Consider the following 21,857-nt stretch of genomic DNA (forward strand, 5'->3'; position numbering starts at 1 on the left):
GCATTCGGGTCAAACTGAGAAATACTCGCACCGAGCAGATGTTGTCCGCTGTTCATCCAATAGCGGACTCACGTCGGACATCGTCCCACGTCCGTTTGGTGCCAAAAGCGCCATACGTTTGATTAAGGCGCGCGGACAAGCGATTTCGCGACTTCCCGCGTACAGTCGATGAACGCTTCAACCGCGGGGCTGAGTGTTCGATTTTTCAGGAACACGATCTCTGCCGAAATTCGCGGGCCCGGGGATTTCAGCGGCAAAGCCCGCAAAGAGGCCTGATGCGCGCTTAATGCCGCGACCGACATCGGAAGAATTCCGACAAATTCCCCGCTCGCAATGAGCGAGACCGTGAGCTGGATAGCTATGGTTTTGACCAGCGGCCTCGGTGGTGAAAAGCCGTTGGCCCGAAATACCTCAGCAACCAATGTGCCCGGCGCGCTGTCATATGGCGGCAAGACCCAATTGCCCTTGATGATTTCCGCGAGGGCAATTCGGCGCTTTCGCGCCAATTCGCCGTGCGCTCCAACAACGAACACAAACGGCTCATCGAACAGAACTTCGGAATGAAAGTCCTCCTGCTGTCCTGTGGCCCTCGTAATCAGCAGATCGATCTTGCGCTCAAGCAGTTCCTGGACCTGATGTTCACCAGGATTGGTCAATCTTACGTCCAGCTGCACGCCGGGATATTTCGCTGAAAATTTTCGCACGGTAGGCGGCACCAGACTGTGAAGAATGATGTCGGTGCATCCAAGCCTCACCTCGCCGGAGTTTGGATCGGATAGATGTTCGAGCGAGCGAATGCCTTGCTGCATCTCGTCGAAGACATTGATGCCGCAACGAAGTAGTACTTCGCTATGGGCGGTGAGCTCGGCGCCCTGCGAGTTACGATCGAATAGTCGCACGCCGAGCGTGCCTTCGATTTCGGAGATCGCCTTAGAGACGGCGGGATGTGAAATCCTCAGCCTGGCGGCCGCCTTCGCCATGCTGCCGGTATCGGCAACCGCCATCAGAACATGAAGGTCGCGCAACTTGACGCGGCGGCCAATTCGATCCGACCAGTCCATTGCGAGCCTTAACCTAGGGGTTACAGGGATGCCGCAATTTTCGGTCTACCAGATAATGCTCCGGCCGGCCAGAGTGACGGCGGTTCGGTGATCGCCGGACCGAGCCCAACATCAGGACGATCCTATGATCACGAAACGAGGGCTTGTATCGCTGGCGTGCACCGGTGGCCTCGCTGCCATTTTTCCCGACGCGATACGCACCGCTGCCGCCGAGACCGCTTCGCGCATGCTGGTGGGCTTCGGCGTCGGCGGCTCCATCGATCGCCCGGATGCTGGTCGAAGGAATGAAGGATTACGCCCCTTCGTTCATCGTCGACAATCGTCCCGGCGCCGGCGGTCGTCTCGCGCTCGGGGTGCTGAAAAGCAGCCCGGCCGACGGCACCGCCATGATCCTCGCGCCGGCCTCGAACTTCGCCGTGTACCCGCATGTCTACAAGACGCTGGGTTATGACGCGTTCGGGGATTTCGTTCCGGTCACGACCGTCTGTTCTTTTCCGTTCCTGATCACGGTGGGTCCGATGGTGCCAGCCGACGTCAGGACGCTTGCCGACTTCGTGAAATGGTGCGCGGCCTATCCCAAGCAGGCGAGCTATGGCACAGCGGCGGCGGGATCGATGCTGCATTTCACCGGTGTGACCCTGGCCAGGATCGGCGGGTTCGAATTCGTGCATCTGCCCTATGGCGGCCCGGGCGGCATCCAAGACCTGATCGGCGGTCGCATTGCCGCAACGATCTATCCGATCGGCACGGCACTTCCGCATGTGCAATCCGGCGCCATCCGGGCGCAACGATCCCCACGGCTAATCGATGTGCCGACCGTTCGGGAGGCCGGATATCCGGCGCTGGAGGCTAATGAATGGTTTGGCGTCTTCGTTCCGGCAAACACGCCTGCCGCAACGGTGAGCCGCCTCAATGTGGCAATCCTCGCGGTGGTGAATACCGACGGCTTCAAAACCGCCTTGGCCCAGCTTGCGATAGACCCCGTCGGCGAAACGCCACAGGAATTCGTGCAAATGGTCAAATCCGATTTCGATCGCTGGGGGCCGATCGTGCACGCCTCCGGCTTTACGCCGGAAGACTGAGGCGCGTCATGGTCAGCACAACGGAAACGGACGGAATGCACGCGAGCGAGAACCGGCACCGGACACCGGACCAGATTCTCGGTCCGTACTTCCCGATGGGACATACGCCGGTCACGCAAGCCGACCTGACCTGCGTCAACGGGGTCGATGGGTTTGCGCAGGGAGAAATCATCGAAGTCACGGGGAGGATACTAAATCTCGCTGGCGAGCCTGTCCGCAGCGTACCTGTGACGATATGGCAGGCCAATACTTTCGGCCGCTACGACCACGGCAATGATCCCAATCCCGCGCCGCTGGACCCCAACTTCGTCGGTTGCGTCGGGGTTCAATCCGATGAGGACGGCATCTATCGGATTAAGACGGTAAAGCCGGGCGCCTATCCGGCAGGGCCCGACTGGGTGCGGCCGCCGCATATTCACATCGAGGTCCACGGCCGGTTCGAACGGCTGATCACGCAGATGTATTTTCCTGACGAACCGCTAAATGCTTCGGACCGGCTGCTCAATACCGCGCTGCGTCCGGATTTGCTGATCGCAAAGCCGGTTTCATCGGAGGATGGATGCGGTCACCGCGTGCTGAATTTCGATATTGTCCTGTCAAGGGGCTAGAGGCTGTTTAATAGTCATACTTCGATAAGCCACACGAGTTCAGGCGAAGGTCGAATGTCCGCATCGCGTCAAAAGGCGAAATACTCGCGCCGAGCAGATGTTTTCAGCTTTACCTCCGAGAACGGACATCCGGCGGCGGCACCGCAATGACCGTTTCGTGCCAGAACCAGACGTCGCGATGTGAGCTTATTCACATTCCCGATCGACTGAGTGTTTTAGTCTTTGGCTTACGTCCGGTCTCTTGCGGGAGCAGATGGCGACTTACTCGATCGAGCGACACAATTTCATCTGTCTTGTCAGCTGATGGCTCGCTTGCCCCTCGCTCGCAGCAACCAAATCATACTTTGGCAAAATGACCGATGCCGTACCTCTTCGACTGTCGTCTATTGCGGCAGCGAGGAGGACGTAATTTCGACGCTGCGGTTCGATTTCCGCTTTTCCGCACAAGGAGGATATGGATTCGTCAAACAACGCCTCATTGGTTTGTAAGATCACGGAGAAATCAACCGGCGCAACATACCTAGTGACCGGCGATAAAGAAAATGAGCGATGGAAGCGTATCGCGGCAATCTTCGGCAGCCTCATCAAATGCGATGTCTTGGATGCCCCGCATCATGGCTCAAAGAACGGCATAACCAGCGAAGCATTTAAGCTCATGAAGCCCAACGTCGTTCTAATTAGCGCTGGTGTTGGCAATAAGTTTGGCCATCCAGACGCAGAAGCGGTCAAAATATTCGGCTCGCTGGGAGCAAAGGTACATTCCACAAACGACGGCAATGGGCAGTCAATACGGACAGAAATCACAAAGAACGGAGCACAATCTTTTTTGTATACGGTGAAATAACGGCTGACGCTTCGCGGATTGAATATTCAATCATACCAATCCTTTCGATCACGTGGCAGCGTCCTGGCCTCCTCGAACAGCTTCCTACGTGCGTACCCCGTCGAGACCGCAGCCTTTAGTTTCGCCAGACCAGTTTCGAGAAAATGGTTGGCGACGATCAGCGCCTTGACGGCCTCGCGGGCATCGCCGCCACACGCCGCGATGGCCTGATCGGCAGCGGCCTCCAGCTGGTCCGCGTCCGATTGGGGGTTGGGTGCTGAAGACATTTGGAAAACCTTGGCAGATGGGAGGCCTGAGAATGTTCACGTTTTGTTGCCATCTCAATTCGGTACTGGTCGGATAAGTGACTGGTCTGTTTTGATTTTTGTGGTGGTCCCTTTTGGTTGATGAGGCTCCGTATAACTCCGGAATGTCGTCTTAACGACATCGGAACGTTTCGGGATCGGGTGCGTATGTGTTGCCCTAAATCCGCTATGATCACTTTTATACATTCCGCCCGGAACGATCTCCCCCATTCAGCGTCAAGCGTTCGCGCTGAGCAACCACGGGGAAAGTCAGTGATCGGCAAACCGTACTTCGTGCGTCAAGCCGCGATCCTGTTTGGGATCGCCAAGGCAACCAAGGACCCCAAGATTTCCGCCGCTCTAATGGACAAGGCGGCTGATCTTAAATCGAAAGTTGATGAACCGGCCGCGACGCTCGATATAACGCCGCTGGACATTGAGCCGCCACCCGCGACATGACGCAAGTCTGATTGTACGGTCGCAGCGCTTGGCGTCGGCAAATGATTGAGAAGTTCACTTCCCCGCAGGTATTCATCCGACGCCATAAAGCGTCCAAGATTTGCGACGTCGTGGTTTCAGTTCGGGGCCAGGAGATCATCCTCCGCTGTCCGGACTATTCTCAGGCACTCAAATGGGCTCGTTTGGAATGCAAGTCTTACAAAATTTCGAAGCCACTCATTTCAGACTCTGAGATTGAGCCACATATTCCAGAGCCCGAGATTGAACCAATTGGCGGGCTGGACGATGACGAGGAGCTGCCGTTATTTTTGCGCTCTCCCCGAAACAATTGAGTGACGCCTGCTCACGACGTTTCAGCCATTCGATAAGAGCCGACGACGCCTCTTAGGAGCGCGACGATCTCATTTTCTATTCCTGTCTACAGGCTTCCGTGAATTCCCTGAGTTGGTCGTATTCCTCACTGCGCGCTTGCACGCGCCGCCTCAACTCATCGAATGTTCTGTTGGGCTCTGCATAGGCTGCGATGATCCCGCGCATTACTTCCTCGGCGCATTTCACTACCCTGCTCGACGATACCAGTCGCATGCGCTCAACCACAGAGTAAAGATTGCTGATAACCTCTGGTCCCTCGGCTTGGTGACTCCATGCTTCCGCTAAGCATCTCGACGCTTCAATAATGAATTCGGAATAGAGCTTTTGGCGCTGTCCGACATGGTGCATACGTGTCTGAGTACCGAGCAGTTTGTGCTGTGTGACCCAGGAAGCGGCAAATGTCGACAATCCGCCGATCAGTGAGCCGATTAATCCGGCGCTTGCGGAAAGGATTGCAGTATCCATTTCTAATCTCCTGGGCTGGATGCTTGACTGGTGAGCACACATTACTCTGGCAGACTTCCGGCGATCGCTTGCGCATCCGGCTGAATTCTTGCGGGCTGCTCGCGAAGTTCTAGAAGCCAAGGCGCGTTTGTGGTCGGCGAAGCGTCGTCCGAGTCCAGAAGATCGGGAGCATGATATCGCCAGCCCGACCGACCGACTGGCGCTCAACGCGACGATCGAGGCAGCTCGGATCGGTGAGGCGAGCAAAGGATTCGCCTTCGTGGGGTCAAATCGCTCGCCAGGCATAATGCGAGCGCGGCCGAAAAAGATCTTAGGCGTTATCCAAAACATCCGGGCAGCGGCGCAGCTTTAGTCGAAACCTTCAACTGCAACGCGCTGAGCGCCTTCGCGGCCGGGCATGGGCCGGAGAGTAGAGCGCGAAGACCACGAGAGCAGCACAAAACACCTGGCGCATGTCAGGCCCCCATCACGCCGCGTCGCCGACGATTTCCGCGACCAACCCGTTCGTTGTTGTCATGAAAGGCCACGCTCCTCCAGCCAGTCGACATAGAGCCGACGTTCAGCAAACAACCACACGCCGTCCATCTTCACGAACCTGTCGAGATAGCGGAGCGAGGCGACCATCAGGCGGCGGCTTCCACCATCCGCCGTCACGTGATGCGCCAGGCAGTAAGTTTCGCCAGTTCCTCTGTCGCCCGTCAGCGTGAAGATGGTGCTCTGCCCGAGGAAGTGTGTGGTCGCGTCATACTTGTTCAACTCAGCGAACACGGGCGCGAGCGCCTCGCGCGAGTGCAGCTCCTGCGAGGGCGTCGGGTCTTTGGCGTTCATGTACACCACGAAGTGGGTATCGGCAGTGAAGAGGGACATCTGACCTTTCGCATCGCGGCGATCGGCGCAGTGCGCGTAGCCCTCGATGAGCTCCCGGATCGCAAGACGGTCCGCGGCTTCCTCGGGTGAGATGGCGACGTGTTTGCTCATCCGTGTTCTGCTCAGGTTTCAAGAATGGCGCGGGTTTCGAGAAACGCCTCGATCCCGTACCGGCCATATTCCCGGCCGATGCCGGAGTATTTGAATCCACCCCAGGGCGCCTGAGGATCATCAGTCATGCCGTTGATCACGACTCGGCCGGCCCGCAACTGAGAGGCCACGCGGCGCGCGCGTTTGATGTCGGTCCCGAGGACGGCGGCGTGAAGACCGTATTTGGAGTCGTTGGCGATCGAGACCGCTTCGTCCTCGGAGTCGTAGGCGATGACGCTGAGTACAGGGCCGAAGATCTCTTCCCTCGCTATCGTCATGTCGTTATTCACGTTGACGAACACCGTGGGCTTCACGAAGAACCCCGCTTTGAGCCCTTCCGGACGGCCCTCGCCCCCCACCAGCACCTCGGCGCCTTCTTCGATGCCCTTACGGATGTAGGATTGCACGCGCTTGTATTGTTTCTGCGATGCCATGGGTCCAACAGCAATCTTCGGATCGGCCGGATCGCCGACGGTGAAGGCGCGCATGGCGTCTGCGATGGCTTGCTTGACGTCCTCGAATCGCGTCCTTGGCACAAGCAAACGCGTTCCCGCGGCACAAGCTTGGCCACTGTTCAAAAAGGCCAGGGTGAGGGCGGCCGGGATCGCCTGAGCGACATCGGCATCATCGAGCAAGATGGTGGGCGATTTTCCGCCCAGCTCGAGCGTGATGCGCTTCATCGTCGCTGCGCCATCCCGCATGATGGTTTCGCCCACAGCAACCGAGCCGGTGAACGAGATCTTGTCGACGTTCGGATTGCGGACGAGCTCCGCCCCAACGACATCCCCTCGGCCCGTGACGACGTTCAGAAGACCCTTCGGCAGGTTGGCCTCATGGAGGGCCTCGATCAACACCTGCGTCTGCAACGAGCTTAACTCGCTGGGCTTGATGACCACCGTACAGCCTGCGGCAACCGCCGAAGCCAGTTTCAGGCAAATAAACAGCGCGTTTGCATTCCATGCGGTAATCAGGCCGGCCACGCCGACCGGCTCCAAGGTCACCGTCGTCTTGTCCCAGCTACGGGTCAGTGGCATCTCCTCAAGCGCTTTTTCGGCTGCCAGAAACGCGTTGATGCCGGACTGCACGATCAATCCGGCGAACTGTACGACGCCGCCGTATTCTTCCACCATTGCGGCTGTCAGGTCATCGAGACGCGCCGAGGCGGCCGCATGCAGGCGGCGCAAGATCTTCGCGCGCTCTTCCTTCGTCGAGCGGCCGTAGGTCGCGAAAGCGCGCTTGGCCGCGGCGATTGCGCGCTGCGTATCCTGCTCGTCCGCCAGCGTGACGCGCGCGATGACTTGACTATCGGTTGGCCTGACAATGTCCATTAGCTCCCGACCGTGGGATTCAACAAACGCCCCATCAATGTAGTGGGTGATGATTGTTTTCACGCGGCTCTCCTTGGCTACCATTGCGGGAATGAAGTCGTGACAACACGCTTGGGCTAGGCGTCCCGCAGAAGGGCGCAGATGCCCACCTCGTTCACTGGCAACGCCAGGCAGCGCGTCGGCTGTCGCTCCCTGCGTCCTGTGCCAGCGGCCGCTCCGCGGCCGGTTGAAGTTAGGGGCAACAAGCTGCGCAAATCTTTTGAAAATCTGCTGCGAATTTAGTGATTCGGTCGCAAATCGGATTGCTCCCAGAACGACGGGAGAGTCGCTCTTGCCAATTCAGTTCGACGAAGCGAACTCTAGGGCTGGACTATCGGGTCAAAGTCCAAAATTGTGGCGTTGGAGTCGCGAAGGGGGGCAGATGGTGACTGAGCGCGTAGAGCGCCGGCTGGCGGCGATATTGGCTGTCGATGTCGCGGGCTATTCGCGCCTGATGGGTTCTGATGAACTTGGAACCCTTGCCGCCCTGAAGGCCGCTCGGCGTGACATCGTCGATCCCGCCATTGCCGCGCATAGTGGCCGGATCATTAAGACAACAGGGGATGGAATGCTGGTCGTATTCGCCAGCGTGGTCGATGCCGTCACCTGCGCGATGTTCGCGCAATCTCAGATGGCACAACTAAAGGGCGTGCCGCAGAGTATCGCATTTCGGATCGGCATCAACGTGGGTGATATCATTATTGAGAGCGACGATATCTTTGGTGACGGCGTCAATATCGCGGCAAGGGTCGAGAATGAGTGCGAGCCAGGGGGTGTTTGGCTATCCGACGACGCCTATCGGCAGGTGCGGGGGAAGACAACATTTGCGTTTGACGATCTCGGTGAGCGCTCGCTGAAGAACATCGAGCGGCCCGTTCGGATCTATTCCGTGCGTTCGGCCGGGCATTCCCCGGCCATGAGGGTCGCGTCGCCATCAGAATCCAAGAAGCCCCCGTTGCCTCCCGACAGGCCCTCGATCGCGGTGCTGCCGTTCTCCAACATGAGCGGAGACCCCGAGCAGGAGTATTTCGCCGACGGCATGGTGGAGGACATCATAACCGCGTTGTCGCATTTCAAGTCGCTATTTGTAATCGCTCGCAATTCGAGTTTCACTTATAAAGGCAGGGCGGTGGACATAAAGCAGGTGGGGCGCGAACTTGGCGTTCGTTATGTGCTGGAAGGTAGCGTGCGCAAGGCGGGCGGGCGGATGCGTATCACCGGCCAGCTCATCGAGGCGGTTACCGGTGCACATCTTTGGGCGGACAAGATCGACGGCGCCTTGGAAGATATATTCGATCTCCAGGATGAAGTCACAACTAGAGTAGTGGGAGCGATTGAGCCTTCCATTACGCGGGCAGAAATCACTCGGGCGCATGTGAAATCGACTTTCAGCGTCGATGCCTATGACCTCTATCTGAAAGCCCTTGCAGCCCACTATTCGCAAACTCGTTCCGACATCGACAGGGCGCTGCAATTGTTGGAGGAGGCGCTCCGCCTCGACGCGTCTTACGCCTGGATCAAAGCATTTGCTGCCTACATACTTTGCATCAAGATAGGTCAGGGCTGGGGTACCCCCGAGGATCGAGAGAAAGCGACGCGCTTTGCTCGTGAGGCCCTGCTGTCCGGGAGTGATGAACCGAAGACGAATGCATTTGCCGCTCACGCGCTCGGATGGCTTGCGGGAGAGCATGACGTCGCATTGGCTGCCATCGGAAGAGCGCTGCATTCAAACCCGAATTGTTTCGACGTTCTGATCCGAAGCGGTTGGGTGCACGCATGGACCGCCGACTTCGATCCTGCCGTCGAGCATTTCTTGCGCTGCGTTCGATTGAATCCGGTTGATCCCCTGCTGGGACATGCGTATTGCGGGCTCGCCTTCGTCCACAATCTGAAAGGGGAATACGAAGAGGGGACCGAGTATGCCAAGCTTACGGCCCACAATATGCCAGGATGGATTTTTGGTTGGGTTCACTTGGCCATTTCGTCGGCTTACATCGGCAATTTTCAGGAGGCGAGAGCAGCCGTCGGCCGCATTCTGGAGCTCAACCCGTCGTTCTCTGTGAAGCAGTACTGCGTCATTTCGTCGTCCAAGCATGATTGGATGTTGGAGAAGGCCGCCGAGGGTCTACGTCTGGCCGGGATTCCCGAATAAATACTTGTAACTATTGGTGGATCGGGAGCCCGCGTTAGGGTAGCCTCTTGCGATCGGGCAATTGCGTCTTGATACGATTGAGTGTACCGACACCGACAAGCCTCAACTCGGGAGGTCTGCTATGGCGTCGATTGAAGGTTACGGGCAAGGACTTGCCGAGCGGCTTCATATGGAGCGAGCGCCAGCGATCCTTTCGCGAGTATTGCGCACGGCCGACATGGCCGTCACGGAGACGCGATGCGATGTCCCGGTGCAAGAACTGAGCGCTTCCTTTCAACCCGAAGATGCTTTTCTGATCACTTTGACGCTTCGTGACTTTCCCAATCGAGAATATTGGGAGGAAGGGCGTCTAGTATCCGTATCCGACGTACGTGTCGGTCAAACTTGTATCCATGATCTGAAGCGCAACCCCACAGCCCGTCTCGACAAGCCTCACCACGTTGTGTTTTTTTATCTACCTCGCGGCGCGCTGGACGCGATCGCTGAGGACGCGGACGCGCGACGAATTGGCGATCTGTACTACAAGCCAGTGGCGATCGATGATGCCACGATTTCCGGTCTCGGCACGGCAATGCTGCCGGCGCTAAGCCATCCCGATCGAGCGAACCAGATGTTCATCGACCACGTCCTCTTGGGGCTCGGGATACATGTTGCTCAGACTTATGGGGGCATGCGACCGCTGTCACCGCCGATCCGGGGTGGGCTCGCGGCCTGGCAGGTGAGGCGCGCCAAGGAAATTCTCACTGCCAACCTTGATGGTCGTGTGCCACTCAATGAGGTGGCTCGGGCGTGCGGCCTGTCGGCGAGCTATTTCGCGCGTGCGTTTCGCCGTTCCGTAGGAGTCGCACCGCACAACTGGCTTCTGACGTTTCGCGTCGAGGTCGCCAAGCAGAAGCTGCGCGATGGCCGGTTGTCCTTGCGGGATGTAGCCTTGGCCTGCGGCTTTGCAGATCAAAGTCACCTGACGCAGGTCTTCACCCGCTCAGTTGGCGTGAGCCCTGGCGCGTGGCGTCGAGCGGTCGACGAATAGAGGTGGATGCCCGTACAATTCACCGGAGAATGCGACAACCAACGGAATTTGGCCGTTTTTCCGCAACCGATATCCTGTGTTAGCCGGTGCCGATGACCTTGCGGCTGCCTTCGTGCGACTCGGGCCGCGCAGGATTGCTGAACAGCCGTTTCAAGGCGCAATTTGCAGGACAGACGCCGCTCCGATCCAGGTATCGCTGGTCACGGCCACCCGGCACACCGTGCCTCGTCTTGCTTCGCACATTGCCACGAGCACGGACGATCTTTGCTTTGTCAATCTCCAGCTCGAAGGGGTGGGGCGTACCGCGCAGCGCGGTCAAGAACAGATCAGTGCGATCGGCGACGCAGGCTTTGTCGCAGTTGCGACAATCGCACGCATAACAGTCGCGTAACGTCGTAGCGCCCGTCGCTCGGGCCGAAATCAGGAAAACGGAGAAAGCAATGTTCTTTGAACATGTCGAGGCGAGCTGCATTTCCGACGAATCGATGCCTTGGATACCGCTTGGCATCGCGCCGGGCGTCGAGGTCAAATTCTTCAAGGCCGACCCGATCCGAGGCGAGGTCATCGCCCTGCTGAAGGCGCCGGCGGATGCCAAATTGCCTCGCCATCACCACAGCGGAACTGTCGTTGTCTACACCTTGAAGGGTAAGTGGAAATACAAGGAGCACGATTGGGTCGCGGGCCCCGGCAGCATCGTCTACGAAATCGCCGCGTCGACTCACGCGCCGGAAGCCGTGCCGGACGGCGGGCCTGAAGTGGTTGTCCTTAACATCGTCAGCGGAGATCTCGTGTATCTTAACGACGACGACAGTGTGATGGCCACGGCGAATTGGCGCAGCGCCGCCAAGCAATATTTTGGCTACTGCAAGAAAAACGGCATTGAGCCCCGCGACATCACGGCGTTCGGCTAAAGTCGCGCGGCATCCGACTCGACGCCTGCAGTCACCCCTCGGTAACCGATGAGGAGCAGCGAACATGGATCAGGTCACCGTCGCCGGATCAGGCGTCCTGGGCTCTCAAATTGCGTTCCAATGCGCATACAAAGGCTGCGACGTGCGCATCTACGACATCGATCCTGCAGCCATCGCGCGGCTCTCGCAGAAATGGCGCGAGCTGAGCACCGTCTATCGGAAGGATCTGAAAGCCGACGATGCTGCGATCGACGCGACCGTCGGTCGTCTCCGGGCGGGATCGGATCTTGCGGAAGCGGTCCAAGGGGCGGATCTGGTGATTGAGGCCGTACCCGAGAGCGTGGCGGTGAAACGCCGCTTCTATGAGGCGCTTTCTGTTGTCGCGCCCAAGACGACGATATTCGCAACCAATTCGTCTACGCTTCTTCCGAGCCTGCTTGCGCAATTCACGGATCGGTCCGAACGGTTTCTTGCGCTCCACTTCGCCAGTCGCGTCTGGAGAAACAACATTGCCGAGGTCATGCGACACTCGGGAACCGATGACAAGACGTTTGACAGCGTGATCGCCTTTGCCGAACGGATCGGCATGGTTCCAATCGCCCTACACAAGGAGCAGCCCGGCTACGTCATCAATACACTTCTGATCCCTTGGGTGCGCGCCGGAATGAGCCTTGTCGTGAAAGGCGTCGCTAGTCCGCATGACGTTGATCGGACTTGGATGATCGCCGGTGGTGGCGATGCGGGCCCCTTCGCCGTGCTGGACCTCGTCGGACTGCGGACGCCCCTGCAAATCCTCACGGCCGCGGCCGAAGCGGGCGACGCTGCCGCTGCAGAGGAAGCGACATGGTTGAGGCGCGAATACATCGACAGGAACAAGTTGGGAATCGAAACAGGCGAGGGATTCTATAAATATCCCCATCCCGCCTATCGCCGCGCCGACTTCGTCCGACCGCGCGCAATGAAAGCCTGAAACGGGCGTCAGACCTAACCGAAGGAAGCTTTGATGGGTCTGACTCAGTCCAAACTTGCGGTCGGCGATCTCATTTTCGACGCGCGCTTGTGCGGTGACGGTCCACCTTAAAGTCACACTTCGCCCGGATCCTCGCTCGCCCTGAGCCGCTCAAGGGCCTCTACATTCTGGATCGTGAGAGAGGTGTAGCTCGTGGTGACGATACCGTCCTGCTCCAAGCTTTTCAGCAAGCGATTGATCGTTTGACGACCAACGCCGATCATCACTGCGAGATCCTCTTGCGATAGCCGCATTTCGATGACGACTCCGTTTTTTGTCCTCTTGCCATGGCGGTCAGCCAACCTCAAAAGTTCATGCGCCAACAAATAAAGAGGCCGATGGTTGCGGTGAATGATCAGGTACTGGGTCGTGATCCGAAAATGATCGCATAGAAGCCTGACAAACGCCGAGTAATGCTCGACACTCGCGCCTGCCAGCGAATTAAAGCGCTCCTGACTGAGTTGAAAAAGAACGGTCTCGCCGATCGCGAACGCGTCGTAACCATGCGGCCTTCCGTCCAGCGCCGACGTGGTACCGATCCACGAACCCGGCGAAGTCAGTACCAGAAACGAGGGCTGACCCGACATGGAAAAGCTCGTCAGCCGAATCTGCCCCGAGATGAGCGCAATCATGCCGTCGGCGCAGTCGCTCGCCGAATAGATCAAGGTATCGTTCAGTCTGCGCACACGACCGAGCCGGAGGATGCTGTCCGCCAGTTCGGGCGGCAATCCAGCAAACCACTTGTTCCTCCCCAGAACAGTCTTCAGGACTGTCTTGTTCATCCGTCGTTCTTACCAAGAAAAAACCGGAAAAGATTGTCGTTTCAGCGACAATTTGGGTCTCTGAGGCGAACTAGCCATTGATCTCCGGCCGGCGAATGGCCGGGTTACTTTCGCTGACGATCGGCTCGCGATGCTGGAAGGCGAGCTCTGGCCGTTCCGCGACCATGGGCCGTTCGGAATGGCCTATGCGTCTCCCGAGGGAAAGTTGAGAAACCGGCCCAAATTTCAGCAGTTGGGAGTCGTCGGAAATGGCCCGAACCATCCGAAAGCTCACGGCAATCGACGCATCCTACCTCTATATGGAAACACCGGAGGTCCCCATGCACATCGGTAGCATGGCGATATTCCAGTTACCCGACAACCATCGAGAGGATTTCTTCGAGGGCTTAAAGGCGATGCTCGGACGCCGTCTGCACCTCGCGCCGATGCTGACATGGAAGCTGGCCCACACCCCGTTGGACATCGATCATCCGAGGTGGACCGAAGACGAACAGTTCGATATCGACCGCCACATATTCCGTGGCGCGCTCCCGGCGCCATCGGATCACGCGACGCTTCAACGCATCGTCGGCTGGCTGCACGCGAAGTTGCTCAATCGCGCTCGGCCGCTATGGGAGGTCTACGTCTTCGATTGCCTGCCCGACGGCCAGGTCGCAATCTACTCCAAAATGCATCACGCATGCATCGACGGCGGCGCAGGTGCTGCCATGGCGCAGCTAATCTACGACGCCTCGCCCTCGCCCAGGGAAGTTGACGCTCCGCCGCCCCGCAAGCCGTCAAAGGACGACGAGCGCGACTTTGTGTCGGCGCTAGTGGCTTCGTCGCTCGAATTTTGGACATCAGGAGAAAGAGACAAGTTGAGCGCGTCGGTCGAAGTCCCGCGGACCGGAAAGACCGATCTTGCGTCGGTGCTCGTCGACTCGGCGATTCAGGAACTTCACCAGCGAAGCAAGTTTCTCGCTAGACTTCCCCAAGTCCTGAAAATGGCGAATGAGCTTGGCAACAAGCTGATCGGTGCGCCAAGTCTCGACGATTTGAAGAAACTGGTCGCGCCGCCGACAATTATCAACGGCTCCATCTCCTCCGAGCGCAGCTATGCGGCCGTTACCCTGCCGATGTCGCGCATGAAAGCGATCGCCGCGAAATCGGGGACAAAACTGAATGACGTTGTGCTCGCCGTTTCGAGCGGCGTGCTTCGCGAGCACCTTCTCGGGCAAGACGCGCTCCCTCAAAAGTCGCTTACGGCGTTCGTGCCGGTATCTATCCGAGAAGCAGGCGACACGTCCGCGAGCAACAAGGTCATGGGCATGATCTGCAGGCTCAACACCGAGATCGAGGATCCGAAACTGAGACTTGAGGCAATCGTCGCCGATTCGGCGAAGTCGAAGGAACTAACCAGTCCCTTCAGACAGCTTACCCCTCTGGTCGAGGATTCGATCGCATTGGGCTCGCCCCTGGGAATCCAATTGATCTCGCTCGCATACAGTCGCTCGAATCTGCCGGACTTACTTCCTCCGGCCGTCAATGTCGCCATCTCGAACGTGCCCGGGCCGAAGGTGGCCCTATACGCCAATGGAGCCGAACTTTTGCACTCCTACCCTGTATCGATCGTGACGCACGGGATTGGATTGAATATTACGTTGCAAAGCTATCGGGACCATTTGGATTTCGGATTCACCGGGGCAGCGAACATTCTTCCGAACGTTAAGGCTCTTGCCGACTCCATGCCGACCGAGTTGGATCGACTGGAACGAGCGTGTGGGCTTGCTGCGTTCTGAAGGGGGACGGCTCGCGGCGGTTTTGCGGAGCGCGCGCGTGGCGCCTGCGGGTGACGAGCGGGTCCTACGCGCGCTTGGCGCTGGGAGTGTCGGCGATCGCGGTTGGCAAAGAGCATCCTGACGATTGAGGATGCGATCTCCAAAAAACGGAAAAGATTGTCGTCTCAGCGACAATTGGGGACGCCGAAGCGAACTAGCTTTGCCGATAAAAGCACCACGAGTTGATGCTGAAAAAATGCGGGACATTGCCGCAACAATCGGGAGGGAAACGCTCTGACATGGACGAGGCTGTTGACCGTTCTAAACCGTCGTCGCGGCTGCTGCTCGCGCTCGAAGTGCGCGGGATTTGGGAATTCCAGGCCTTCCTTGCTGCCTATCCGCTGCTGCGGGGCGCGCCCCGGGGCGATGGGCATCCAGTGCTCGTGCTGCCCGGTCTTGCCGCCAGTGACGTTTCGACCAAACCGCTGCGAACATACCTGAGCGCGCAGGGCTATGCCGCCCATGGTTGGAAGCAGGGTCCGAACCATGGCCCGCACTCCGGCGTCGAGGCACGAATAGACGCCAGGCTCGCCGAGCTCGCTCAGCGCTACAACCGTAAGGTCAGCTTGATCGGATGGAGCCTCGGCGGCGTCTTTGCGCGCGAGGCGGCGCGGCGATCGGCGGACCTGGTACGTCAGGTGATAACCCTCGGCAGCCCCTTCGCCAATGAGCCAAAGGCGAGCAATGCCTGGCGACTCTACGAAGTCTTAAGCGGACGCCGAGTCGATGACTGGCATGGCCGCGAAGCCATGAAGCTTCCCCCGCCGGTGCCGAGCACGGCAATCTATAGCCGGAGCGATGGCATTGTCGCGTGGCAGGGCTGTTGCGAACAGGAGAGCGCGACGACGGAGAATATCGAGGTCGAGGGCAGCCATTCGGGGCTCGGATACAACCCCATGGCCTTGTACGCGATTGCCGACCGGCTTGCACTGCCGGAAGGCGATTGGCGGCCATTCGATCGCAGCGGGCTCCGCGGCCTCTTGTACTCCGATCCGCATCGCCGCGATGGCGATGGCGATAGCGAGACCACGCCGCGACCCGATCCAACCGTTGAGCAGTTTGCTCGACACAGCGCCTGATCACTCATCGCAACCTCCAACCCAGAAGGACGAAATCCATGGAGACGGACAGCAGGCAATCCACCAGCCCGGATGCGAGCGTGTTTCCCGGGATTGAGGATCTCAAGAAGCTGATCGAGAAATTCCAGTTGCCGAGCGTTGATATCGACGCGCTTATCGACTGGCAGCGCAGGGACATGGAAGCTCTGACAGAGGCGAATCGCCAAGCTTCCGAAGGTCTCAAGGCGCTTGTGGAACGACGCAACGAGATCCTCGGCGAAACGCTGGCGGAATGGCAAGCGGCAGTCAAAGACGCCACAAGCGCCGAGGCGATCACGAAGCGGGCCGAGGCCGCAAAGCAGGGCGTGCAGAAAGCCATCGCGAATTTCCGTGAGCTTTCCGAGATGGAAGCGCAATCGCGCAACAATGCTTGGAAGATCGTGCAGGAGCGCATGCAGGAGAATATGGCAACCCTGCAGAAGCTGCTGCAACCAAAGTAAGAGTCGTAGTCGCATCAGACCGCTCACCTGAGGGCCGCCGGGCTGTCTGCGCCTCGACCGGTACGCGGCGGCACCCGTCGCTTCCGTCGACTGCATCATTACAGTCAGCTAGACGCTGCCGCGCGACGGTGAGCTTACGCGGTCTGAAACCCGATCACCAAGGAGGGAGGGAAACGTCATGAACGACAAGCCCTGGATCAACTCCTATCCCCCGGGCGTCCGCTGGGATGCCGAGATCGTGCCTGGACCGGTGCAGGGCATTCTGGATGATGCGGTGGCCAAATGGCCGGATCGCCCGGCGATCGACTTCATGGGCAAGCGGATTGCCTACCGCGATCTTGGCGACCTTGTGAACCGCGCGGCCAAGGGCTTGCAGCAGCTTGGGGTGAAGCCGGGTGTCCATGTCGGCCTGTATCTGCCGAACTCCCCGCACTATGCCATTGCGTTTTTCGGGGTCCTGAAGGCCGGCGGCACGGTGGTCAATTACTCGCCGCTCGACGCTGCTCAGGTGCTTGAGCACAAGATCGAGGACAGCCGCACCGACTTCCTCATCACGCTCGATATGACATCGCTCTATCCGCAGATGGCGGCCATGCTCGGCAAGACGCGATTGAAGAAGCTGGTGGTTGGCACTCTCGCCGAACTAACCGGCAATCCCGACGCTGTGATGACCGAGCTGAAGGCCAGCCGGCAACTGAGTGATATCGCGTGGGGCGATCGCCAGATCAGGTTCGCCCAACTGCTCGACAATGATGGAGCTTTCCAAGCCTATCCTGTCGCCGATCCCGCCGAGACGATCGCAGTGCTGCAGTACACCGGCGGGACGACGGGTCAGCCCAAGGGCGCGATGCTGACGCACGCCAATCTCACAAGCACGTGCCAGCAGTACAGGGCAACCACCGCCGGAACTCCTCCGATCCTTGTCGAAGGTCAGGAGCGCTTTCTTGCGGTGCTTCCGCCGTTCCACATCTATGCGCTCGCGGTGAATGTGCTGTTCGCTATTCTCCAGGGAGCGGAGATCATTCAGCACGCGCGCTTTGATCCGAAGGCCGCGCTCGAGGATATCTCAGCGAAACGGGTAAGCGTCTTCTGCGGTGTGCCCACGATGTTCACCGCGTTGATAAGCCATCCCGAAACTCCCAGGCACAGCTTGCGTACGCTCAAATATTGTGGCTCAGGCGGGGCTCCTTTGCCGCTTGAGGTCGCGCAGCAATTCGCCGCGATCACCGGCTGCAGTCTGAGCGAAGGCTGGGGTATGACGGAGACCTCGCCGGCAGGCACTTTCACGCCGGCCCAGAAGGATGGCACGCGAAAGGCTGGATCTTGCGGAATGCCGATGCCCGGAATCGTCATCAAGTTCCTGAGCCTTGACGATCCAAAGCAGTACGTCCCGCGCGGCGAACGCGGCGAAATCTGCATCGAGGGCCCGAACGTGATGAAGGGCTATTGGAACAACACGGATGCGACGGCCGAGGTGACGACGTTCGACGGCTTTTTGCGCACCGGCGATGTCGGTTACATGGATGAGGACGGCTTCGTCTTCATCGTCGACCGCACCAAGGACATGCTGCTGTGCAGCGGCTTCAATGTCTATCCGCGCGTGCTCGAGGAGGCCATCTACAAGCACCCTTCGGTCGGGGAGGTCGCGGTGATCGGAGTCCAAGACCAATATCGCGGACAGTCGCCGAAGGCCTTCGTTAAGCTGAAGCAGGGCGCGGCGACGCTTACGCTCGACGAGCTGCAAAAGTTCCTGAAGGACAAGCTCGGCAAACACGAAATGGTGCAGGCGCTCGAAATCCGCGATGACCTGCCGAGAACGCCGGTCGGCAAGATCTCAAAGAAGGATCTGTACGACCAGGAGGAACGGAAGACCACGGCGGCCTAGTCGGACTTTCGAAAGCCGGCGAATGCCGATCCTCCGCAACGCCGCGAGGCGCATTCGACGCAATGGCGGATCGGCTCAGCCTCGCTGCCGCGGGGAAGCAGGTCTGAAACTCGAGGGAGGCAAGAAGATGGACCAACTGAGCGGCATGGACGCCTCATTCCTGCATCTCGAAACGCCTGAGACGCCGATGCATGTCGGCAGCCTCATGCTCTTTGAGCTGCCTGAGGGTTACACGGGCGATTACTACGAGGCCGTCAAGGCGCTGCTTGGCAAGCGCCTCCACCTGTCGGCGTTTCTGAACCGCAAGCTGGCGCAGATGCCGTTCCAGCTGGCCGAGCCGGTCTGGATCGAGGACGACGACATCGACCTCGACTATCACGTTCGCACCGTCACGCTGCGCCGGCCAGGCACCATGGCCCAGCTCGAACAGCTCGTCGCGCGCCTGCACGCCTCGCTGCTCGACCGCAGTCGTCCGTTGTGGGAGATGTACGTCATCGATGGCCTGGAAGGCGGACTGGTCGCCTTTTATACCAAGGCTCATCACAGCGGGGTCGACGGTAAGGCCGGCGTCGAACTCGCGAAGGTGCTCTATGACACCTCGCCACAGATACGCGAGGTCCCGCCGCCGCGGCGCAAGCGCGCGAGCGGCCAATATCAACTCGGCGTCACCGAATTGCTGCAGGCGGCTGCCACCAATGCGGCCCAGCAATATCGCAAGCTTGCCGAGTTGTTGCCGGCAGCAGCCAAAGCGTTGGATACGGCGGCCAGAGTCGTTGCCAGCCAGCGGACGGAGAAAGGCGAGCGCTCGTTGAATCTCGGTCTCGCGCCGAGCACGATATTCAACGACTCGATCACCAATCAGCGCTCATACAGCACGATGTCGCTGTCTCTGGCCGACATCAAGGATCTGGGCAGGCGCGTTGGCGGCACCGTCAACACAATCGTGATGGCAATGTGCAGCATCGCGCTGCACCATTTCCTGAAGGAGCGGGATTTGCTGCCGAAGGAGCCGCTGATCGCGATGGTGCCCGTCAGCCTGCGCGTTGAGGGTGACGCGGCGATGAACAACCAGGTCGCCGCGGTTCGCGTGGATCTGGCGACCGACATCGAGGACTTGCCCGCCCGCTTCAGGGCGATCCACGCGTCGTCTGAAGCGGCCAAGGCCGTTGTGAGGGAGTTGAAGCCAGTGCTCGGGGTGGACATCCCGATCACAGGATCGCCCTGGCTTATGACCGGCTTGGCCTCGCTGCTCGGCCGTTCCAATCTCGTGAGCCGCTTTCCGCAGGTTGGCAACGTCGCAATCTCCAACGTCCCCGGACCACCGATGACGCTCTACATGGCCGGGGCGAAAATGGCGCACTATTTCCCGGTTTCGATCGCCTATCACGGCAGCGCCTTGAATATCACGGTGCAGAGTTACGCCGGATTGCTCGAATTCGGCCTTACGGCTTGCCGTCGCATTCTCTCGCAGGACGAGTCCTATGAGTTGATCGACCACCTGCGCGCGGCGCTGCGGGAGATTCAGGCGCTGCCATCCGTCGCTGCGAGCGCTACGCCGCCAACAATACCGTCGAACGAGCCGGCCGCGGTTTCCACGAAGGGGGCATCGATAACGCCGGCGCCTCCCGTAGCCGCGCGTCAGGAGCTGCCAGCGGCAAAGGAAGCCGCAAGCGTCCAGTCGAGCAGCGAGGTAACGACGCCGCGACAGGATTGACCCAAATATATCTCGCCGCGGCGGGCGGGCGAATGCCGCGCGCGGGTGATTAGAGTCTAAAGAATATTAGGGAGAAGAATATGCATCCGCAGCCTGCACATAATGTATTGTCGTCGGCGCTGGAAAACCCGTCTGTCAAGGCCGTATTCTTGAAGATCGACTGGCGTCTCCTGCCGCTGCTGCTCGTTGCGTACATGGTCGCCTATCTGGACCGTATCAACATCGGATATGCGCAGCTGCAGATGAAGCAGACCTTGCCGTTTGACGACGCGGTCTACGGCCTCGGCGCGGGCATGTTCTTCATCGGATATTTCCTCTTCGAAGTGCCCAGCAATCTTCTTCTGGACAGAATCGGCGCGCGCAAGACGTTGTTACGCATCATGGTGCTCTGGGGCCTGGCCGCGTCCGCCATGATGTTCGTATCAACGCCTCTCCAGTTTTACGTCGTGCGATTTCTGCTCGGCGTCTTTGAGGCGGGCTTCTTTCCGGGCGTCATTCTGTATTTCACTTACTGGTATCCGTCAGCGCGGCGCGGGCAAGTGATTGCGATCTTCATGTCGGCGACCACGATAGGATCGCTTGTGGCGGGACCGCTGTGCGGATTCATTCTGAAATACTTCGATGGTTTCGCCGGTCTTCATGGCTGGCAATGGCTGTTCCTGGCGCAGGGATTACCCGCGATTTTTATCGGCTTTTTGGTTTACCTTCTGCTGAAGGACAAACCTGACCAAGCCCCCTGGCTCTCGACTGAGGAAAAGGCGGTGGTCGAGAATGCCTTCCGGCATGACATTAAGGAGGTCGCGGGTAAGGCTGACGGGACATTCTTGCAGATGCTGCAGGATCCGAAGGCCTATTTGCTGGCACTAGTCTATTTCTTTCTGCTGGGCGCCACTTACACAATGGTGTTTTGGGTACCGACCCTGATCCAGAGCTGGGGCGTCAAGGATCTGTTCCTCATCGGAATCTACGCGAGCATCCCAAATGCCGCCGGCATCATCGGTATGATCCTGATTGGCCGCCATTCGGATAAGTGGCATGAGCGCCGATGGCACTTCGCCGTCTGCGTCGTCATTGCGGCGGTCGGTCTTTTCACAACCACCCTGTTCCAAGGGAATTTGGTCGGATCGATCCTGGCGCTCGCCGTCGCTGTCATCGGGATCGCCTCGGCGACTCCGCTCTTTTTTGCGCTGACGAGCGAGTATCTGTCGGCCGGGGCCGCCGCCGGCGGTCTTGCTCTCATCAGCAGCCTCGGAAACCTCGGTCCGGCGGTCAGCCCGTCAATCAACGGGTTAATCCTGAGAAGCACCGGCGACAATATATACAGCACTTACTTCGTGATGGCTTTGTACCTGCTGTCCGGAACGCTTCTATTGCTGGCGATGCGTCCAGCCTCGGTCAGAGGTCTACCGGCGGCCGCGTCCGCGCATTGAGCGGCACGTG

21 protein-coding genes and 1 pseudogene are annotated in these 21,857 nt (G+C 59.0%); 15 read left to right on the plus strand and 7 right to left on the minus strand.

The window, feature by feature from the left end:
- Positions 1 to 122 precede the first annotated feature (122 nt).
- Positions 123 to 1,004 (minus strand): LysR family transcriptional regulator, encoded by an 882-nt coding sequence (locus B5525_RS24145; protein WP_172899955.1) that lies wholly within the window; start codon positions 1,002 to 1,004, stop codon positions 123 to 125.
- Between the two features lie 326 nt (positions 1,005 to 1,330).
- Between B5525_RS24145 and B5525_RS24150 the strand changes: the two genes are divergently transcribed.
- The 3 genes from B5525_RS24150 to B5525_RS44335 all read left to right on the plus strand — a co-directional run bounded on the left by B5525_RS24150 (position 1,331) and on the right by B5525_RS44335 (position 3,595).
- Positions 1,331 to 2,143: a tripartite tricarboxylate transporter substrate-binding protein gene (locus B5525_RS24150; protein ID WP_079568242.1), complete on the plus strand. Its 813-nt coding sequence runs from the start codon at positions 1,331 to 1,333 to the stop codon at positions 2,141 to 2,143.
- Positions 2,144 to 2,151: 8 nt separating this feature from the next.
- Positions 2,152 to 2,751 carry a protocatechuate 3,4-dioxygenase gene (locus B5525_RS24155; RefSeq protein ID WP_079568243.1) on the plus strand — a complete coding sequence of 200 codons (600 nt, stop codon included), beginning with the start codon at positions 2,152 to 2,154 and terminating at the stop codon, positions 2,749 to 2,751.
- Between the two features lie 454 nt (positions 2,752 to 3,205).
- Positions 3,206 to 3,595, plus strand: coding sequence for a ComEC/Rec2 family competence protein (locus tag B5525_RS44335; RefSeq protein ID WP_154073399.1), 390 nt, complete (start codon positions 3,206 to 3,208; stop codon positions 3,593 to 3,595).
- A gap of 26 nt (positions 3,596 to 3,621) precedes the next feature.
- Here B5525_RS44335 and B5525_RS24165 read toward each other — a convergent pair whose 3' ends face one another.
- Positions 3,622 to 3,861, minus strand: coding sequence for a hypothetical protein (locus B5525_RS24165; RefSeq protein ID WP_079568245.1), 240 nt, complete (start codon positions 3,859 to 3,861; stop codon positions 3,622 to 3,624).
- Between the two features lie 291 nt (positions 3,862 to 4,152).
- Here B5525_RS24165 and B5525_RS24170 point away from each other — a divergent pair, with 291 nt between their 5' ends.
- Positions 4,153 to 4,338, plus strand: coding sequence for a hypothetical protein (locus B5525_RS24170; protein WP_079568246.1), 186 nt, complete (start codon positions 4,153 to 4,155; stop codon positions 4,336 to 4,338).
- Between the two features lie 408 nt (positions 4,339 to 4,746).
- Here the strand turns inward: B5525_RS24170 and B5525_RS24180 are convergent, their stop codons facing one another.
- A complete protein-coding gene (locus tag B5525_RS24180; RefSeq protein WP_079568248.1) occupies positions 4,747 to 5,175 on the minus strand; it encodes a hypothetical protein in 429 nt (142 codons plus the stop codon).
- 169 nt (positions 5,176 to 5,344) lie between these two features.
- Between B5525_RS24180 and B5525_RS46550 the strand changes: the two are divergent.
- A pseudogene (locus tag B5525_RS46550) lies at positions 5,345 to 5,438 on the plus strand (methyl-accepting chemotaxis protein); the annotation flags it as partial.
- Positions 5,439 to 5,688: 250 nt separating this feature from the next.
- On the opposite strand, the gene B5525_RS24190 reads toward B5525_RS46550, so the two are convergent.
- Positions 5,689 to 6,153: a nuclear transport factor 2 family protein gene (locus B5525_RS24190; RefSeq protein ID WP_079568250.1), complete on the minus strand. Its 465-nt coding sequence runs from the start codon at positions 6,151 to 6,153 to the stop codon at positions 5,689 to 5,691.
- Positions 6,154 to 6,164: 11 nt separating this feature from the next.
- Positions 6,165 to 7,583 (minus strand): aldehyde dehydrogenase family protein, encoded by a 1,419-nt coding sequence (locus B5525_RS24195; RefSeq protein WP_079573727.1) that lies wholly within the window; start codon positions 7,581 to 7,583, stop codon positions 6,165 to 6,167.
- Between the two features lie 358 nt (positions 7,584 to 7,941).
- Here B5525_RS24195 and B5525_RS24200 point away from each other — a divergent pair, with 358 nt between their 5' ends.
- The gene (locus B5525_RS24200; protein ID WP_079568251.1) at positions 7,942 to 9,711 is read left to right on the plus strand and encodes an adenylate/guanylate cyclase domain-containing protein; all 1,770 of its coding nucleotides are present in this window, start codon (positions 7,942 to 7,944) and stop codon (positions 9,709 to 9,711) included.
- 121 nt (positions 9,712 to 9,832) lie between these two features.
- Positions 9,833 to 10,741, plus strand: coding sequence for a helix-turn-helix domain-containing protein (locus tag B5525_RS24205; protein ID WP_079573729.1), 909 nt, complete (start codon positions 9,833 to 9,835; stop codon positions 10,739 to 10,741).
- Between the two features lie 79 nt (positions 10,742 to 10,820).
- Here B5525_RS24205 and B5525_RS45455 read toward each other — a convergent pair whose 3' ends face one another.
- Positions 10,821 to 11,060: a hypothetical protein gene (locus B5525_RS45455; RefSeq protein ID WP_172899957.1), complete on the minus strand. Its 240-nt coding sequence runs from the start codon at positions 11,058 to 11,060 to the stop codon at positions 10,821 to 10,823.
- 121 nt (positions 11,061 to 11,181) lie between these two features.
- Here B5525_RS45455 and B5525_RS24215 point away from each other — a divergent pair, with 121 nt between their 5' ends.
- Together B5525_RS24215 and B5525_RS24220 are read left to right on the plus strand one after the other, a co-directional pair.
- Positions 11,182 to 11,652: a 2,4'-dihydroxyacetophenone dioxygenase family protein gene (locus tag B5525_RS24215; protein WP_079568253.1), complete on the plus strand. Its 471-nt coding sequence runs from the start codon at positions 11,182 to 11,184 to the stop codon at positions 11,650 to 11,652.
- A gap of 64 nt (positions 11,653 to 11,716) precedes the next feature.
- A complete protein-coding gene (locus B5525_RS24220) occupies positions 11,717 to 12,622 on the plus strand; it encodes a 3-hydroxyacyl-CoA dehydrogenase (RefSeq protein ID WP_079568254.1) in 906 nt (301 codons plus the stop codon).
- Positions 12,623 to 12,735: 113 nt separating this feature from the next.
- Here the strand turns inward: B5525_RS24220 and B5525_RS24225 are convergent, their stop codons facing one another.
- The gene (locus B5525_RS24225; RefSeq protein ID WP_079568255.1) at positions 12,736 to 13,443 is read right to left on the minus strand and encodes a Crp/Fnr family transcriptional regulator; all 708 of its coding nucleotides are present in this window, start codon (positions 13,441 to 13,443) and stop codon (positions 12,736 to 12,738) included.
- A 248-nt stretch (positions 13,444 to 13,691) separates the two neighbouring features.
- Between B5525_RS24225 and B5525_RS24230 the strand changes: the two genes are divergently transcribed.
- From B5525_RS24230 to B5525_RS24255, 6 genes are all read left to right on the plus strand, one after another.
- Positions 13,692 to 15,221, plus strand: a complete 1,530-nt coding sequence (locus B5525_RS24230) for a WS/DGAT/MGAT family O-acyltransferase (RefSeq protein WP_079568256.1) — start codon at positions 13,692 to 13,694, stop codon at positions 15,219 to 15,221.
- Positions 15,222 to 15,499: 278 nt separating this feature from the next.
- Complete coding sequence (locus B5525_RS24235; protein ID WP_079568257.1) at positions 15,500 to 16,339, plus strand: esterase/lipase family protein; 840 nt, start codon at positions 15,500 to 15,502, stop codon at positions 16,337 to 16,339.
- Positions 16,340 to 16,377: 38 nt separating this feature from the next.
- A complete protein-coding gene (phaP, locus tag B5525_RS24240) occupies positions 16,378 to 16,818 on the plus strand; it encodes a phasin family protein (protein ID WP_079568258.1) in 441 nt (146 codons plus the stop codon).
- A 178-nt stretch (positions 16,819 to 16,996) separates the two neighbouring features.
- On the plus strand, positions 16,997 to 18,703 hold the full coding sequence (locus tag B5525_RS24245; protein WP_079568259.1) for a long-chain-fatty-acid--CoA ligase: 1,707 nt from the start codon (positions 16,997 to 16,999) through the stop codon (positions 18,701 to 18,703).
- Positions 18,704 to 18,830: 127 nt separating this feature from the next.
- Positions 18,831 to 20,417, plus strand: coding sequence for a WS/DGAT/MGAT family O-acyltransferase (locus tag B5525_RS24250; protein ID WP_079573731.1), 1,587 nt, complete (start codon positions 18,831 to 18,833; stop codon positions 20,415 to 20,417).
- A gap of 80 nt (positions 20,418 to 20,497) precedes the next feature.
- Entirely contained in the window at positions 20,498 to 21,847 is a 1,350-nt protein-coding gene (locus B5525_RS24255; RefSeq protein ID WP_079568260.1) for an MFS transporter, read from the plus strand.
- Positions 21,848 to 21,857 lie beyond the last annotated feature (10 nt).

The organism is Bradyrhizobium erythrophlei (genome assembly GCF_900129505.1).
Taxonomy (GTDB): Bacteria; Pseudomonadota; Alphaproteobacteria; order Rhizobiales; family Xanthobacteraceae; genus Bradyrhizobium; species Bradyrhizobium erythrophlei_D.